Raw genomic sequence first — 15717 nt, 5'->3', positions numbered from 1 at the left:
CCGACCGGTTGTTGGTTATCGACGCGCTCAAATCATCGCGTGGACATGCCCTTCGACTTCGCTACGCTCGAACGGCACCGCAACGCCGTCCGCATCGAACAGCGTTACCGCCGACGCCGCCACCTTGATGCCGACGCGCGCGCCGACCGCATGCTGCGCATCCTTCTTGTCGAGCTTCAGTGAAATCGCCTGCCCCGCGCCGTCGAGGTGCGCATGCAGCAGCGATACGTCGCCCAGATGCTCGACCAGTTCGACGCGCGCGCCGAGTCCTTCGCCCGCCGCGCCGATGCCGAGATGCTCGGCCCGCACTCCGAGTGTCAGCTTGCCGCCGAGCGGCCTGCCCGGACGGCCGGGCAACACGATCTGTTCAGTCGCACCGGCAAGCGTGATGACGGTTTGAGTTTCGCCTTGCGAGACGAGCGTGGCGGGCAGCATGTTCATCTGCGGCGAGCCGAGAAAGCCACCGACGAAACGGTTGGCCGGCCGGTCATACAGATCGAGCGGCGCGCCGATCTGCTCGATATGTCCTTTGTTGAAGACGACGATTTTCTCGCCCAGCGTCATGGCTTCGACCTGGTCGTGCGTGACGTAGATCATCGTCGTGCCAAGTTCGCGATGCAGCTTCGCGAGCTCGATGCGCATCTGCACGCGCAGCGCAGCGTCGAGATTCGATAGCGGTTCGTCGAACAGGAACACGCGCGGCTTGCGCACGATCGCCCGCCCTATCGCGACGCGTTGCCGTTGACCACCCGAGAGCGCCTTCGGCTTGCGTTCGAGCAGATGGCTGATCTGCAGAATCTCTGCCGCCCGTCCGACCGCCTCACGGACTTCCTGCTTCGACTTGCCCGACAGTTTCAGCGAAAAGCCCATGTTTTCCGCGACTGTCATGTGCGGGTAGAGCGCGTAGCTCTGAAACACCATCGAGATGCCACGGTCCGCAGGCTGCAGATCGTTGACCCGTACGCCGTCGATCAGAATGTCGCCGCCGCTCACCGATTCGAGCCCGGCGATCATGCGCAGCATGGTCGACTTCCCACACCCGGACGGCCCGACGAAAACCGTGAACTGGCCATCCGGAATGTGAAGATCAATGCCCTGAATGACCTGTGGCCCTTCACCATACGTCTTCGCGACGTTGCGCAATACGAGTTCGCCCATGTCTAGCTTCTCCTGAATCCGTGACCTTGCTCTCCCGCGCGACGCCGCCCGTGGCGCGCGTCACGCAGGTTGTGATGCCGGTGCCTGCGCTTCAGCGGGGCAACGCCGCGCCGACGTGCTGCGCGATCACGTCGCGATACCAGTGCGCGCTGTCCTTCGGCGTGCGCTGCTGGCTTGCGTAGTCGACGTGCACCATGCCGAAGCGCTTGTCGTAGCCGGACGCCCATTCAAAGTTGTCCATCAGGCTCCACGCGAAATAGCCGGCCACGTCGACACCTTTTTGCGCGGCATCCGACAATGCAGCCAGATGCAGGTCGTAGAACTCGATGCGGTCGGTGTCGCGCACGCGCCCGTTGTCCAGCACGTCCCTGGCCGCGCAGCCGTTTTCGGTGATGTAGATGGGCGGCAGTTTGTAGTTCGCGTTCAGGCCGCTCAGCAATTCGGTCAGCCCTTGCGGATAGACTTCCCAGTCCATGTCCGTGAAGCCGAGTACGCCCGGCGGCCGCTTTTCACCGGATGCGCTCGCGAAAATGCGCGTGTAATAGTTGATGCCCAAAAAGTCCATGGGCGTGCCAATGATGTCGAAGTCGCCCTCGCGAATCACTTCCTGCGGGCCGTTCTCGCCGTACCATTGCAGCGCCGTGGCCGGATATTCGCCCTTGAACAGCGGGTCCATATACCAGCTGACGAACTTCGAATATTCGAGCGACGCGGCGGCCTGGTCCTCGGGCGAATCGGTCGCGCCGTGCGCCGGCGACTGATTCAGCACGATCCCCAGCGGCGCCTTCACGCCGTCGGCGCGCAGTGCCTGCAATGCGAGGCCGTGCGAGAGCAGCAGATGGTGCGAGACGTTCGCGGCTTTTTTCAGGTCTGCGTTGCCCGGCGCGAAATAGCCGGTCGCGTTGCCGAGCCACGCGGTACACCACGGCTCGTTGTGAGTCGCGATCGACGCCACCCGGTCGCCGAGTACGCTGCCGATCTTGCGCGCGTAGTCAGCGAAGCGATAGGCCGTGTCGCGGTTTTCCCAGCCGTTTTGCGTTTCCTGCAACGCGAGCGGCAAATCCCAGTGATACAGCGTCGCGAACGGCTGAATGCCACGCTTGAGCAAGCCGTCGACGAGACGCTCATAGAAGCCGAGGCCTTTCTCGTTGAACGCACCACGGCCGTCCGGCTGCACGCGCGGCCATGCGATCGAGAAGCGATAGGCCTGCATGCCGAGTTCGGCCATCAGGTCGAGATCCTGCTCGAGACGATGATAGTGATCGCACGCGACATCGCCGTTCTCGCCGTTCACGACCTTGCCCGGCACGCTGCAGAACGCGTCCCAGATCGACGGGCCGCGGCCGTCTTCATGCGCTGCGCCTTCAATCTGATAGGAACTGGTGGCGACGCCCCAAACGAAGTCTTCCTTGAACCGATATGTCGACATAAATAATGTTGTCCTGGATAGTCATGCCCCGGTGAGGGCTCGAAGTAGTCGGATGAAACCAGATCAGGCCTTGACCGCGCCGGTCGTCAGACCGTCGATCAACCGGCGTGAAGTGAACGCGAACAGCACGAGGAGCGGCAGCACCGCAACCGCCGAACCCGCCATTACCGCGCCCCAATCCGAATTGGTCGGGCTCTGCAGAATGCGCAGCGCGAGCGGCAGCGTGTACATCGACGGCGAGCGCAGCACGACGAGCGCCGACAGGAAGTTATTCCATGCCTGGATGAAGCTGATGAGCCCAAGCGTGCCCAATGCCGGTCCCAGCAGCGGCAGCACCACGCTCCAGTAAATGCGGAATTCGCCGCAACCGTCGATGCGCGCCGCCTCGATGAGCTCGGACGGAATCGCGGATGCAACGTACTGGCGCATCAGGAACACGCCGAGCGCGGCGGCCGCGCCGGGCACGTACAGCGCGCGAGGCTCGTTGATCCAGCCGAGCAGGTTCATCGTCATGAAGGTCGGAATCATGCCGAGGAACGGCGGCACCAGCATCGCCGTCAGCGCGAGCGCGAACAGCGCCTTCTTGAAGCGGAACTCATACATCGCGAACGCGTAGCCCGCCATCGACGTGACGAGCAGCGTCAGCAGGGTCTGCATGGTGGCCGTATAGAAGCTCCAGCCGAGATTGCGCCAGAACGGGATGTGCCGCATCAGCGAGGCCATGTTGTCCAGAAACGCGCTGCCGAACCACAACGGCGGCGGCATCGAAAAGATTTCGGAGCTGGTGTGCGTCGCGAATACGAACATGAAATAGAACGGCGAGAACATCAGCAGCGCGCCCGCCAGCACGATTGCATAGCCGGTATAGCGGGCCTTGTTATTCGACAGTTGCGACAGTTTCATCGCTGGTTCTCCTCGTTCATGCCGCTGCGGTGAAAGATGCGCGTGTTCAGCCACATCAGTGCGGCGATGGTGATGAACAGCAGCCACGCAATCGAGCTCGCGGTGCCGAAATCGCCGTCGTGGAAAGCCGTGCGGTACATGTAGACGGCCGTGGTCAAACCCGATTGACTCGTGCCCATGCCTTCGTTCGGCAGCAGGATGAACGGCTCTTCGAACAGTTGCAGACCGCCGATGATGGACAGCGTCACCGCGAAGAAAATCATCGGCTTGATGAGCGGGATCGTGATGCGCGTGAATTGCTGCCAGCCGTTCGCGCCGTCGATCTTCGCGGCTTCGTACAGATCCTTTGGAATGGTTTGCAGCGCCGACAGATAAAGCACCGTATTCCAGCCGACATAACGCCAGAAAATCACCACCGACACCGCCGGCTTGACACTGGCCGGCTTATACAGCCATTCGATCGGATGAGCCGGCACGATCCAGTGCAGGCCCGGCAATTTGCCAATCTCGGCAATCGCGAGATTGATCATGCCGAAGTCCGTCGAGTACAGCGACGAGAAGATCAATGCGATCGCCACGCTCGACGTGATGAACGGCAGGAAGTACAGACCGACGACGAAATTGCGCCAGCGGCGAAACGCGGTCTGCAGGAAAAACGCGAGCGGCAGCGCAACCAGATGTTGCGGCAAGCCGGACATGATGGCCATCGATGCCGTGTTGTAGAGCGACTTCCAGTACCACGGGTCGGTCAGCGTGAACGTGAAGTTCGACAGGCCCACCCACTTCATGTTGGCGAGTCCCGCCGTCGCGTCCCAACTCTGGAATGATAGATACAACGAGAACAGCAGCGGGAAAGCGATGAACAACGCGAACAGCGCGAAAAAGGGCGTGAGAAACAGGTAAGGCGCGATCTTCACCGGATCGATCAGTGACTTCTTGCGCGGCGCGCTCAGCGGCAGGCGCACGTCGGCGATGCGCCCGTCAGGGGCGGCCGGTTCGGGTGTGGGCAGCGAAAGGCTCATCGGTAGTTCCGTCCATCCAGTCTGGCGCAGCCGGCGAGCGACGCCGGCCACGCTATTGCAAACTCAGCACGGCGCGCGCAGCGCCGTGCCGCTTCCTCAACGTCGGACGCGATGTGCGATCTGGTCCTGCGCTTCCTTCAGTGCCGTGCCAATGTCTTCGTTGCTGTCGACGACCTTGTCGAGCGCCGAGTGCACCGCTTCTTCGGCCACCTGGTCGTACTTGCTGCGCTGGATCGACGGAATATGTCCGGCCGCATCGCGCCAGATCAGGCGCGCCTTTTCGTTGCCGAGGAACGCGACCGGCTCGGCGAAAAAGCCGTCGTTCTGCGCGGCGAGCAGCGCCGGAAATGCGTCGATCGAACGGAACGATGCGAGTTGCGTGTCCTGGCGCGTCGTCAGGAACTTGATGAATTCCCACGACATCGGCTTCTGGGTCGCCTTCACCGGAATCGCGTAGAACGTGCCGCCAAACGACGCGTACGCGTTGTTCGGCAGATTGGCCGCACGCCATAGGCCCTTCGTGTCCGGCGCGATCCACGACGACAGGTGGCCGCCGAGCCACGCGCCCATCATTTGCGTGGCGACGGTGCCGCGCTTGAAGCTTTCGGCCCATTCGTTCGACCACGGCGTGATCTTCGCGTCGAGGCCGAGATCGCGCGCCTTCTTCGCGAGCTTGAATGCGTTGACGAAGCGCTCCGACGTAACGACAGGATTGCCGGCCTTGTCGAAGTACACGCCGTCGCCTTCCTTCAGGTCGGCGCGAATGTAGATGTCCTCGATATCACGCGACGACGCCATCAGGTACGCGCCGGTGGCCTTCTTGATCTTCTGCCCCGCAGCGAGATACGAGTCCCACGACTTGTTCAGATCGGCTTCGGTGACGCCCGCCTTGTCGAGAATGTCCTTGCGATAGAACAGCGTGCCCGGGCCGATGTCCGCCGGCATGCCGACGATCGCGCCATCCTGCGTGGTGGCCTGCGCGAACGTGTAGCGGATGAACTGGTTCCTGTACTGGCCCGCGTTGTAGGGCGCCTTCGACAGGTCTTCCAGGCCGCCGCCCGCCGCGAACCGGCCGATGAAGCCGACTTCGACCGCCATCACGTCGGGCAGATCGGAGCTGGTCGCGAGCGCGGTGGTCATCGCGTTGTGGTGGTCAGCGATCGCCAGCGACGACACCTTGATATCGACGTCTGGATGGAGCTTCTTCCATGCGGGCAGCGCGTCCTTGATCTCCTGATCGAGCTTCGGAAAGACCGCGACCGTCAACGTGGTGTTGGCTTGCGCGCCGGCTGCCGCAAGGCTGAGCAGCACGGCGGCGGCAGGACCTGAAAAGCGAAATTTCATTACTCGTCTCCTTGTGAACCGTTTTGTTGATTGCGTTCGGTTGCTTGTTGCTTCTTCTTTTGCTTCGTTTGCTTCTTTGTGCTTGCTTTCGGCGTTGCCTATGAATTGTTAGCGGTAACTTAAAAACTCGACATGTTTGAAAGCGCTTTCACGGCGCGGCAAAAAAAAGCCCCGCGGGGTGCTGCAGCCTTATGGCTGCGGGATGGCTAACTTCGCGCCGCTTTTCGCCTGGAGGGAGGCGCGAGCCGGCAAGTGGTTTCCCGTGTCACGAGCGTGAGCGGAATCGGGTTCAGCGCAATGGGTTGCTTGCGGATCATCTGCACGATGCCCTGAGCCGCGAGGCGCCCGATTTCATAGGTGGGCTGGCGGACCGTCGTCAACGGTGGCGTCATGTACGACGAGGTAGGCAAATCGTCGAAGCCGACCAGCGAGATATCTTCCGGCACGCGCAGACCACGATGAAAAATCGTGAGACGCGCGCCGTAGGCAGTCTGGTCGTTCGCGCAGAAGACCGCGCTGAACGCAGGGGCGCGTGCGAACAATCGCGCCATCGCCGCCACGCCGCCCGTCTCGAGATAATCGCCCTGCTCGACGAGTTCGGCGTCAAAGCCGATGCCCGCTTCTTCGAGCGCCATCCGGTAACCGTCGAGGCGCTCAATCGCATCCTCGTGATTGGGCGGCCCCGCGATGAACGCGATCCTGCGATGGCCCTGCTCGATCAGATGCCTGGTTGCATCGCGCGCGCCCTGCACGTTGTCGAGCGGCAAGCTCGCGAGCGTCGCGCTGTTTCGCAGCGAGCGCCCCAATACAAGTAAGGGCGCATGCCTGGAGTATTCGTTCAGCGAGGGCTCGTCGAGTTGGGCGTGCAGCAGAATCATTCCGTCGACGCGGCGCGCGATGAATTGCTCGAGGCGCGCCATCTCGTCCTTGACGTTCCAGCGACTGCTGACGAAGAGCGCCGTGAAGCCCGTCTCCGACAGACCGTCTTCGATACCGCGCAGCCACTCCGCATAAAACGGACTGGACACGGTTTGCGTGAGCACGCCGATCGTGTCGGTCCTGCCGCTCGCGAGGCTGCGCGCCAGCACGTTGGGCCGGTAATTAAATCGCGCGATAGCCTGCTCCACCGCCTTCTGCTTGGCTGGCAATACGCGCGCCGTGCCGTTCAGGATGCGCGACACCGTGCTGGGAGAAACGCCGGCTGCCCGAGCGATTTCCTCAAGTGTCACATTGGGTGGATTAGGGCTGTCGTCGATCATGTTCGCAGCATAACGTTTTTTGAAAGCGCTTTCAAACGTGAGTAAACCCTACCCGATACCGCATAGACGCTGGGAGGATGATCCAAAAAAAACAGCCAGCGCGACGAGGGTGGAGGATTACGTCGCACCGGCCTCTCTAGTGAAGAGATATAAGCAGTACTTTAAAACCCGGAGATCACTACGCTACCTGCCCGTTAAGGCAGGTCCAGCTTAGAACGTCGTCATGATGCCCGCGAACACGCCGGTCTGGCTCTGACCGTAGTTCGGGTTGCTGTTGGACGATGTGTTGGTCGCCGCATCGAAGTTGTTGTTGCCGTACGGCCCGTTGCCGAGGTTCAGGTTCGACGTCGAGCTGTTGTGGACGTAGCCGGCTTCCGTATAGAGGAAGGTGCGCTTGGACAGGGCGTAGGTCGCGGCGAGCGTGAACAGCGTCGCGTTGCCGTTGCCGTTGTTCGCGTTCGCGTGGAACACCGCGCCGGTAATCGCCGTGGCCGTGGTCACCTGCCACGCTGCGCCGACCCATTCGTGGTTGACGCTGGTCGGCGCGCTCACGCCGATCGGCTGCGAAGCGTCGCTCACACCCATGCTCGAATTGGTTGCGTCGGGTGCGCTCAGGTGCTGGTAGCCAGCGTACAGCTTCACCGGGCCGAAGACATACGTACCGCCCGCGAGGATGGAACGCGAAGCCGAGTAGACGTTGTTGAACGAACCGTTCGCGCCGCGGACTTCGTCGTAAATCACACGGAAGTCGCCGCTGCCGAACGTGTAGATCCCTTCGACGGCGTTAGTGCGGCCCTGACCGGTCGGAACACCTTGCGCGTTGTTCGGCGCCGAGTTCCAGCTCGTGTTGTTGGTCAGCGAATACTGTCCTTTGAGGACGAGGCCGCCAAGCAACACCGGCGAGTTGTATTCCGCGCCGTTGCTGGCGCTTGCCCAGTTACGGCCGCGCACCAAAGTCGAGATAGCGTAGCGCTGCATCAGCTGCGGATCAGTGCCCCAGCTGTCCTGCGACAGTTCGCCGGCGCCGAGGTTACCCATCTTGAACAGACCGAAACGGTCGTTCGTGAAGCCGACCGTAGCGTGGCGGCCGAACAGATTGCCCGCGGACGCGCCGGTCATCGTGTTCAGCTGACCTTCCAACTGGAAGACCGCCTTGGTGCCGCCGCCCAGATCTTCGGCGCCTTCAAGGCCGAACCACGAGCAGCCCCAGTTACCGCTCTGCGCGGCCCATGCGTGACCACCCGGCAGGCCGGTCTCGTATTGAATACCGTTGTCGATACGGCCATACAGCGTGACGCTGCTCTGCGCGTGGGCCACCGTCGCAGCTGCCATCATGGACAAAGCAAGAACTTCTTTTTTCATTAGATATCCTATATACATTTTGGCGTCTCCAAGCCGCTCAGGATGTGCTGATTCATCGCACACTCCCCGCTTTGCTGAAATGTCCGATACACATTTCGAGGCGATTATAGGTAGCGCCAATGCGCGGCGTATCGATCTTCCGTGTCAGGGAAAACGCTGTTGCACATAGCTGTTGCGCGCAATTCAATGACGCAGTAGCACGCGCTTCGTGACCATGAGGCCGTGGTCATGTGCCTGGCAGATCCGTTTGAATCCGTGCAGCGAAAAACCGCCCAAACGACGCGCGCCGCCTGCCCGGCGATTCACGGGACGCGAACAAGCGTTCGAACACGCACGTGCGCCGGTCTTGATGTTGTGCAAATGCAACGACGAATTGCGCGCCGCTTGTCGAAATCGAGGTACCGGTAACAAGAAATGTGGCTCTCGCCCCTTGGCACGACCCGCAGTGACACGCGAATCACCTGGCTGAGGGAGCTTCGGAACGCCGTTCTGGCCTTCGTCAGCAGGCTCCGGGATTCGGGGCTATGATCAATTGATACGACGCTGGGCCACAACTCGTGCTTCGTGTTGGCAGATCGCGAAGTGCGATCTCGTCGACGCATCAACGATGGTTCGCCGCTCCAGGCGGAAGTGGTTCAATGGGCCTTCACCACGGCGCCCCGGCGGCTTGGCCTCATGGCCGACAATCCAACGCCGCGTTCCCCACGATGAACGCGCAAGTTATTCGCCGGGCGAGAACAAAACTCCCAACCGTCCCGACAGACAAACCCCTGATCGCGCCATCCATAGAGGCAGGCATGGTGCGCACAGGGACTTTTGTCATCCCCTTCCGCGGCCCCTCCCCGTAGTGGACCGGAAGACTTGCTGCCGGAGTTCGCCGGCACAGTTGCCTCTCGTTAAGGAGCTATCGTGAAACTAGCCATTGCTTCCACTCTCGCATTGTTGATTTCCAGCGCCATCGCACCCGCAGTCCACGCAGAAGGCGATTCGTCGGCCGCCGACCGGCAACTCGCCCATAACGTCCGCGTCAGCTTTGCCCATAGCGGCGTCAGCCTGTCTCACGTATTCGTCTTCGCGCGATCGGGACAGGTCACGCTGGTCGGATGGGTGCCCGAGGGCACCCAGGTCGCGCTAGCGGAGCAAAGCGCCCGCACGGTTGACGGTGTCACCTCGGTGAACAATCTGCTTTCGCGATCGGGGGGAAGATTGAATTGACGTTGAAGTCAAACGATATCGCTGCGCGGACGACGGCCAAACCGTCCGCGCGCTCAATGTCGGTCTGCTTCGGCAGTTTTGATCGCTGGGGAAATGGACCTGCGCTGGACTACCTGAACAACAGCGAGGTCATGTCAGTGACTACATCAATCGGTCAACTTAAGCGGCAGCGCCCGCGGTGAGCACGGCGTCCGCAAGCGTTGCGGGGAACGTCAGTGCCCGGTGCGCAACGCCCGGCTCGACACGATAGAGCCATCGAACGCGTTCCGTCACCTCGCCCTCGCCCATCGGCAAAGTGATGTTCACGCCCGATTCCCCGACCCGCATCGGCAACCTGCCCACCGGTTTCCCGGACACACAATGTGAAGATGGTCGGCGATTCAGGCGAGCGTCGCGGTAACGAGTGGCAATAAAGTTTGTACCGGGCCAATAAGGCACGGTGCCGGTGACAATAAAATGTGGCCGAGCGTCGGGTAACTTTAAAAGCTATGCCTTATCGACGGGTTTCACGTCGCTCTTCGTGCAGTGGTTGGCGTGACGATGCGCCGAGTGCGGTTACCAACATTCACTTTCGTTAGTAGCTGAGAATCCCAAGCGCCTAATCAGTTTCCCGCTGGCCGTATAGCGCTCCGCCAGGCAGGATGCCTTCCCGCTGGAGGGCGACGTGCCCCCAAGACGAAAGCAGGCATCTTATTTCTCAGATTCGGCGATCGCGTGACCCCTGGCGCGGTCGCGCGAGTTGTTGCGTTACCCGCAACGGAAGCCAGCAAATTGGAGTGGTATGTCTGCACTCCATCCCTGTGATGCGGAGCGTCCCATGCGTAGATTTGGAGAGTTGGCGGAACGTATTGACGCAGGCGCGCCGGCCGTTGGCAATTGCGCAAACCGGACTAAATTACGCGTCGTCCTTCGCACCGCTTTCCACCAATAATTGCCTCGACTCGAGCGGCTCGACAACTAGCTACTGCCTAGGGCGCCGAGTGTCGACTCCAGCCATCTTCAACGTTGCGTCAATCATCTTCAGCTCCTGCCCAAAGTCAAGCGCCCATTCCTCGCCGTCGCACCTCACGGTCATACCGTTGTGCATCGAAATCAGGGAACGCGCCTTGTACAGAGCATCGACAAGTTTCGTTTCCCGTTCGGCCTCTCTGACCCATTCATCCGCTCTCACGATGGAATCTCCTCTCAATGAAGCAAGCACGTCGTCATGCCTGTGCTCATGCCAGGGCATCGCCTGTTGCTCAAGTCACGAATTCGACCAACACAGCTCCGCTGCCGTATGCGCCTGGCCGTAAGCGGTGACGCACGCGGTACGCCACCGCTTCCTTGGGCGTGTCAGCCTTGCGCTCGGGAACCGGCCGCCGACGCGAAGCCGTGTAGCGATGGCCTCAATTAAAAGTGCCAGTTCACAGCCGCGAAATCGCGCGTACGATACTGTATAAATATACAGGTTTTTTGACGCTGCATGGCCGGCGCTACAGCCACCAGCGGGACGTGGCAGATGTATCTCTTCGTGCGCTCCCGCAAGCCCGCATTGATGCGATGTGTGTATCCTCCCAAGGTTGCCTTGTGGGGAACCGCCTGTGAAATATCCACTTATTCTCGGATTCGGTATCGTCGCTATCGACGTCATCGTGTGGCGTTTCCGACTTCCTGCTCACGAATTCTCGCGACTGCTGCTACGGCTTGCGCTTTTTTCCGTGCTGAGTTGGGTACTCTTTTGGTCCGGCCTGAGTCCATTCACACAGGCACCCGACCTGAACGCGGTCGAACAGCACTGGTTGGGCCAGGTGCTGGAAATAATCTGGTGGTTGATGGCCGCGCGACTGCTCACTCTCTCGCTTGATACGCTGTTACTCCCGAGTGCATGGCGACGGCAGCGGTTATTCTCGGACGTTTTCGGCGCTGTCGTCTTTCTTGCCGCGGTCGTGGCAGCTCTTGGCTTTGTGCTTGAGTTGCCGGTGCGTGGGCTCGTCGCCACATCGGGCGCCCTCGCTATCGTACTTGGCCTGGCAATCCAGAGCACACTCAGCGACGTCTTCGCAGGCATCGTGCTTAACACCACCGAACCTTACTCAGTTGGCGACTGGGTGATGATTGATGACGTTGAAGGCAAGGTGGTCGAGATGAACTGGCGCGCCACGCATTTGCTCACCGGTCAGGGAAACACCCTTATTGTTCCCAATGCCGTCGCCGCGAAGGCAAAGATTTCTAACAACAGCAGGCCGGCGAATGTTCATGGTCTATCGTTGGTCCTGGAGATTGAGCCAGAGGCACGGCCTAAGACGGTGCTCGATGCGTTAGGCCAGGCGCTGACCGGTTGCAACGCCATCCTTGCCGCCCCTGCTCCCTCGGCCCGCATGAAGCGTACTACGCTGAATTCGGTGCAATACGAGGTGGTTGGTTTCGTCGACGATATGAACAAAAAGCTCAATGCATCCAACGAGCTTTTCGACCTCTGTTATCGGCATCTCGCCGCGTCAGGCGTAGCACTGCGTGCATTGGGGATGCCCGCGCCAACCCCTACCGCGCATGACGCGAGGGAAGCACTTCTAAAACGGGTGAGCCTGTTCGAAAGCCTGACAGGCGACGAAATCACACGGCTTGCAGCGCGGCTTTCGAGACACGAATATCAGGCCAATCAACAAATTCTGGCGTCTGAAGCAGTCCCAGACAGTCTTTCAATTGTCCACTCCGGCGTACTTGCCGTTACCTATGCTGAATCGTCCGGCAGCCGTGAGATTGCTCGTATCGGGCCGGACGAAACATTTGGCGAAACCGGGCTGCTCGCCGGACTTCCCATGCATGTTTCCATAGCGACTCTTACCCCTTGCCTGCTATATCAGGTAAGCAAGGACGACATGACTTCGTTCCTGAAAGAGCATCCCCAAGTGGCGAAGCAGATGTGCCAATTGCTGGCCTATCGTCAGGATGCGATTAGCAAACTAATGACCGCTATTCCTGTAGCGAAGGACACAGACCATTCGGTTTTCCAGTGGCTGTTCGAGAAAGTTCGGCAACTGCATTCCCTGCGCGATGATTCGTGAATTGCTGGCGGATGCGCACGCTTGTTGTGCTTCTCCGCAGACAGCAACCCGCGCGATGACGTGGTCATGATGGTGCGATGCCCGCCACCACGTCTTTATTATTGCGGTCCGATTTCATGAATCTTTGATGCTTCGGTACCCAAGAGGCAGAACTGCAGAAAAGTTTTGAATTCGCCGGACGCACATGCAGCTAGAACCGATGGCTTGCTGAGTGCGTCATATTTCGGGCGCGGGTTGTCACTTTCAGTCTTGGGGAGAGAACCCATCGTTCATGGCGTGGTCTTACCTGTCAACGGTGGGGTGTTTCGCCGGAAACCAATCTAAATCAGGCCCCGATGCGCTCGACATTCACCAAATGGTTGTTCATCGTCTACCTTCTCGGTAGCGGGACACTGTATTCGATGGTCATATTGCTCCTGTTTCCTTTCGTCGGCCGGGCTGGACGATACTGGCTGGCAAAACAATGGTGCCGGGCACTGGTGATTGTGATGCGCGTGCTGCCGGGAGTCTCCTGTTCGGTAGACGGGCTTGAACATATTCCCGAAGGACCGGCGATACTACTGTGCCGTCACGAATCGACGTGGGAGACCCTCGCGTTTCTCGCACTTTTTCCACAGCGTATCAGTTTCGTTTTCAAGGAAGAGCTTCTTCGTATTCCTTTTTTTGGATGGGTGCTACGCGGCCTTGATATGGTTAGTCTGAACCGCGGCTCCGCTCGACAGGCTCACCAGGCTGTAACGCAAGAAAGCGCCGATCGACTGGCGAAGGGAGACGTCGTTGTCATCTTTCCGGAGGGTACACGGGTGCCACATGATGCCCCGTTGAGGATGACATCGGGAGGCGTGCGATTGGCTTGCGCGACTGGCGTACCTGCTGTCCCGGTGGTTCTCAACGCGGGCAAAGTCTGGCCGGCCAAAGGCTGGCCCAGCGGCCGCGGACAAATTCGTGTGGTTGTCGGTCCGGCATTTTCCCCTCGAGACCTGTCACAGCAAGAACTGGGTAGAGCCGTCCACGAGTGGATGACAAAAGAACTGATGCGGCTTTGATACGTTTAGATCGGAATGGATTTCGGCGGTGCGCACGGTCGATAGCGCACGGCTTCTGTCGACTTGAATGGCGTCGACCCCTGCGCGATGCGCCGATGCCCGAGCGCCACGCGCCGCGCGACACCCGCATCAGCCACGGCTTCGAAATCGAGGTCGACCCAGGCGTGCTCGCCGCCCGATTCGCTGCGGCCCAACGCTACGAACGGGAAATGGCGGTTGGTCATCAGCCAGGGTCATGAAGACGCCGAGCGTGTATTTCTCTTCTTCGCCGCATCGGCAGCATCAGTCCGATGATGTCAGGCGGCCCTTGCGCAAACTCTCGGCCGACTTGCTCGGCGCATAGCCGTGGGCAAGCGCGGCAGCGCGCACACGTTCGCGGGTCTCGGCGCGGACTTCGTCGCTGTCGTTCAACGCGCGCGAGATCGTCGAAACAGGAAGATTGAGCTCGCCGGCGAGCTGTCGAATGCCCATGCGCTGGTCTGGCCAAGGATGTGATCCGGCCACGCTTATCAAACTGGCGCGCTGCTGCCTTACGAGTTTGTGGGCACCGCGAGTTCCGGCGTATCGATGACGGTGCAGCGTCGCGCGCCTGCTGCGCATCGCATCGGCTGCGCCGGATCAGTCAGGTTAACCCCGCATAGCGAGGGCCTCCGGCGCTCCTTAACATCATGATGTTACCGCTAACGTTACACGTAGTTAAAAATCGCTCGAATCGAAAACACACCGCCAGGAGACAGATAAATGCGCACTCGACGTCCCCCGTTACGCCTGCTCTGCATGGCCGCCGCTCTGTGCTCGGTTGTCTGGAGCGCCGGCTGCGCGAGCAGCCAGGCGAGCGCCGCTCAAGACGGCCCGCCCCTCGCCGCCGTGCCCGCAGAAACACCGCCGCAACTGCGAAACGTAATGGCTGCGCATTTCAAGGTAGGCGCCGCGATCGAACCTGACTCGATCGAAAACCCGGCTGACGCCGCGCTCCTCGCCACACAGTTTTCGAGCTTGACCGCCGAGAACAAGATGAAGCCGGGCACGATCGGCGTCGCCGAGGGCAAGTACAACTTCGCGCCGGCCGACGAGATCGTCGCGTTCGCCGAGGCCCACGGCATCGCGGTGCGCGGGCACACGCTCGTTTGGCACTTCAAGAGCGGCGGCTGGAAAGAAGCGCCGGACTGGTTCTTTGCCGGCGACCCCAACGATCCGCACTATCACGACATCGTCGCGGCACGGCTGCGCCGCTATGTAACCGACGTGGTCACACATTTCCGCGGCAAGGTCTATGCGTGGGACGTGGTCAATGAAGTCATCAGCGACGACCCGCATCTGGTCTATCGCGAAGACAGTCCGTGGTATCGCGCGCTCGGCAAGGACTACATTGCGATTGCGTTCCGCGCGGCGCGAGCGGCCGATCCGAACGTCAAGCTCTATATCAACGACTACAACACCGACGACACAGCCAAGCGCGCGAAACTGCTCTCCGTGATTCGCGAGTTGCGCGCCGAGGGCGTGCCGATCGACGGCGTCGGGCATCAGATGCACATCAGCGTCAACTGGCCGCCACTGCCTAACATCAAGCAGGCTATTGAGGACGTCGCCGCGCTCGGACTCGAAAACCAGGTGACGGAACTCGACGTGAGCCTCTATACCGACTCCGGCGAATGCTGGAGCAACCCGCATGCGTGTCTGCCCGACCTCGGCCGTCCGGTGCCGAACGACGTGATGCGCGCCCAGGCTCAGCGCTATCGCGCCGTGTTCGACCTGTTCGAACAGGAGGCGAGCATCAAGGCGGTGACACTGTGGGGTTATACCGACAAGCACACATGGCTGACATCGACGCCGGTGCCGCGCAACAATCTGCCGCTGCTGTTCGCGGCCAACCTGCAGCCGAAAGCGGCGTTCTGGACGATCGTCGATCCGTCCTATCAGCCGTAATTTTCG

General features: G+C 60.6%; 14 protein-coding genes. 4 read left to right on the top strand and 10 right to left on the bottom strand.

Annotated features, from left to right (window positions below):
- Window positions 1-27: 27 nt before the first annotated feature.
- The 7 genes from HV770_RS35195 to HV770_RS35165 form a co-directional block, all read right to left on the bottom strand.
- Window positions 28-1158 (bottom strand): ABC transporter ATP-binding protein, encoded by a 1131-nt coding sequence (locus tag HV770_RS35195; RefSeq protein WP_175166060.1) that lies wholly within the window; start codon window positions 1156-1158, stop codon window positions 28-30.
- A 91-nt stretch (window positions 1159-1249) separates the two neighbouring features.
- The gene (locus HV770_RS35190) at window positions 1250-2587 is read right to left on the bottom strand and encodes a GH1 family beta-glucosidase (protein ID WP_175166059.1); all 1338 of its coding nucleotides are present in this window, start codon (window positions 2585-2587) and stop codon (window positions 1250-1252) included.
- Between the two features lie 63 nt (window positions 2588-2650).
- Window positions 2651-3490: a carbohydrate ABC transporter permease gene (locus HV770_RS35185; protein WP_175166058.1), complete on the bottom strand. Its 840-nt coding sequence runs from the start codon at window positions 3488-3490 to the stop codon at window positions 2651-2653.
- Window positions 3487-4512: a carbohydrate ABC transporter permease gene (locus HV770_RS35180; protein WP_175166057.1), complete on the bottom strand. Its 1026-nt coding sequence runs from the start codon at window positions 4510-4512 to the stop codon at window positions 3487-3489. Before HV770_RS35180 ends, HV770_RS35185 begins: the two co-directional genes overlap by 4 nt.
- Window positions 4513-4608: 96 nt before the next feature.
- Window positions 4609-5856, bottom strand: a complete 1248-nt coding sequence (locus tag HV770_RS35175) for an ABC transporter substrate-binding protein (RefSeq protein WP_121324575.1) — start codon at window positions 5854-5856, stop codon at window positions 4609-4611.
- A 206-nt stretch (window positions 5857-6062) separates the two neighbouring features.
- Entirely contained in the window at window positions 6063-7115 is a 1053-nt protein-coding gene (locus HV770_RS35170; RefSeq protein WP_175166056.1) for a LacI family DNA-binding transcriptional regulator, read from the bottom strand.
- 210 nt (window positions 7116-7325) lie between these two features.
- A complete protein-coding gene (locus HV770_RS35165; protein WP_175166055.1) occupies window positions 7326-8477 on the bottom strand; it encodes a porin in 1152 nt (383 codons plus the stop codon).
- 909 nt (window positions 8478-9386) lie between these two features.
- Between HV770_RS35165 and HV770_RS35160 the strand changes: the two genes are divergently transcribed.
- Window positions 9387-9692, top strand: coding sequence for a BON domain-containing protein (locus HV770_RS35160; protein WP_175166054.1), 306 nt, complete (start codon window positions 9387-9389; stop codon window positions 9690-9692).
- Window positions 9693-9851: 159 nt separating this feature from the next.
- Here the strand turns inward: HV770_RS35160 and HV770_RS35155 are convergent, their stop codons facing one another.
- Entirely contained in the window at window positions 9852-9998 is a 147-nt protein-coding gene (locus tag HV770_RS35155; RefSeq protein ID WP_175166053.1) for a hypothetical protein, read from the bottom strand.
- A gap of 1277 nt (window positions 9999-11275) precedes the next feature.
- Between HV770_RS35155 and HV770_RS35150 the strand changes: the two genes are divergently transcribed.
- Entirely contained in the window at window positions 11276-12739 is a 1464-nt protein-coding gene (locus tag HV770_RS35150) for a mechanosensitive ion channel family protein (protein WP_175166052.1), read from the top strand.
- 335 nt (window positions 12740-13074) lie between these two features.
- Entirely contained in the window at window positions 13075-13785 is a 711-nt protein-coding gene (locus HV770_RS35145; RefSeq protein ID WP_175166051.1) for a lysophospholipid acyltransferase family protein, read from the top strand.
- Between the two features lie 5 nt (window positions 13786-13790).
- On the opposite strand, the gene HV770_RS35140 is transcribed toward HV770_RS35145, so the two are convergent.
- Together HV770_RS35140 and HV770_RS35135 are read right to left on the bottom strand one after the other, a co-directional pair.
- The gene (locus HV770_RS35140) at window positions 13791-14009 is read right to left on the bottom strand and encodes a hypothetical protein (protein ID WP_175166050.1); all 219 of its coding nucleotides are present in this window, start codon (window positions 14007-14009) and stop codon (window positions 13791-13793) included.
- Between the two features lie 58 nt (window positions 14010-14067).
- Entirely contained in the window at window positions 14068-14256 is a 189-nt protein-coding gene (locus tag HV770_RS35135; RefSeq protein ID WP_175166049.1) for a LacI family DNA-binding transcriptional regulator, read from the bottom strand.
- A gap of 270 nt (window positions 14257-14526) precedes the next feature.
- On the opposite strand from HV770_RS35135, the gene HV770_RS35130 reads away from it, so the two are divergent.
- Complete coding sequence (locus HV770_RS35130) at window positions 14527-15711, top strand: endo-1,4-beta-xylanase (RefSeq protein WP_175166048.1); 1185 nt, start codon at window positions 14527-14529, stop codon at window positions 15709-15711.
- Window positions 15712-15717 lie beyond the last annotated feature (6 nt).

The organism is Paraburkholderia fynbosensis (genome assembly GCF_902859935.1).
GTDB lineage: Bacteria > Pseudomonadota > Gammaproteobacteria > Burkholderiales > Burkholderiaceae > Paraburkholderia > Paraburkholderia fynbosensis.
This window is presented reverse-complemented; position numbering and strand designations above follow the sequence as displayed.

What these genes read in the sequence shown, in the direction of transcription:
- HV770_RS35140 (WP_175166050.1), bottom strand. Translation starts at nt 14,009, where the DNA reads ATGACCAACCGCCATTTCCCGTTCGTAGCGTTGGGCCGCAGCGAATCG.
- HV770_RS35190 (WP_175166059.1), bottom strand. Translation starts at nt 2,587, where the DNA reads ATGTCGACATATCGGTTCAAGGAAGACTTCGTTTGGGGCGTCGCCACC.
- HV770_RS35175 (WP_121324575.1), bottom strand. Translation starts at nt 5,856, where the DNA reads ATGAAATTTCGCTTTTCAGGTCCTGCCGCCGCCGTGCTGCTCAGCCTT.
- HV770_RS35180 (WP_175166057.1), bottom strand. Translation starts at nt 4,512, where the DNA reads ATGAGCCTTTCGCTGCCCACACCCGAACCGGCCGCCCCTGACGGGCGC.
- HV770_RS35145 (WP_175166051.1), top strand. Translation starts at nt 13,075, where the DNA reads ATGCGCTCGACATTCACCAAATGGTTGTTCATCGTCTACCTTCTCGGT.
- HV770_RS35165 (WP_175166055.1), bottom strand. Translation starts at nt 8,477, where the DNA reads ATGAAAAAAGAAGTTCTTGCTTTGTCCATGATGGCAGCTGCGACGGTG.
- HV770_RS35130 (WP_175166048.1), top strand. Translation starts at nt 14,527, where the DNA reads ATGCGCACTCGACGTCCCCCGTTACGCCTGCTCTGCATGGCCGCCGCT.
- HV770_RS35185 (WP_175166058.1), bottom strand. Translation starts at nt 3,490, where the DNA reads ATGAAACTGTCGCAACTGTCGAATAACAAGGCCCGCTATACCGGCTAT.
- HV770_RS35195 (WP_175166060.1), bottom strand. Translation starts at nt 1,158, where the DNA reads ATGGGCGAACTCGTATTGCGCAACGTCGCGAAGACGTATGGTGAAGGG.
- HV770_RS35170 (WP_175166056.1), bottom strand. Translation starts at nt 7,115, where the DNA reads ATGATCGACGACAGCCCTAATCCACCCAATGTGACACTTGAGGAAATC.
- HV770_RS35135 (WP_175166049.1), bottom strand. Translation starts at nt 14,256, where the DNA reads ATGGGCATTCGACAGCTCGCCGGCGAGCTCAATCTTCCTGTTTCGACG.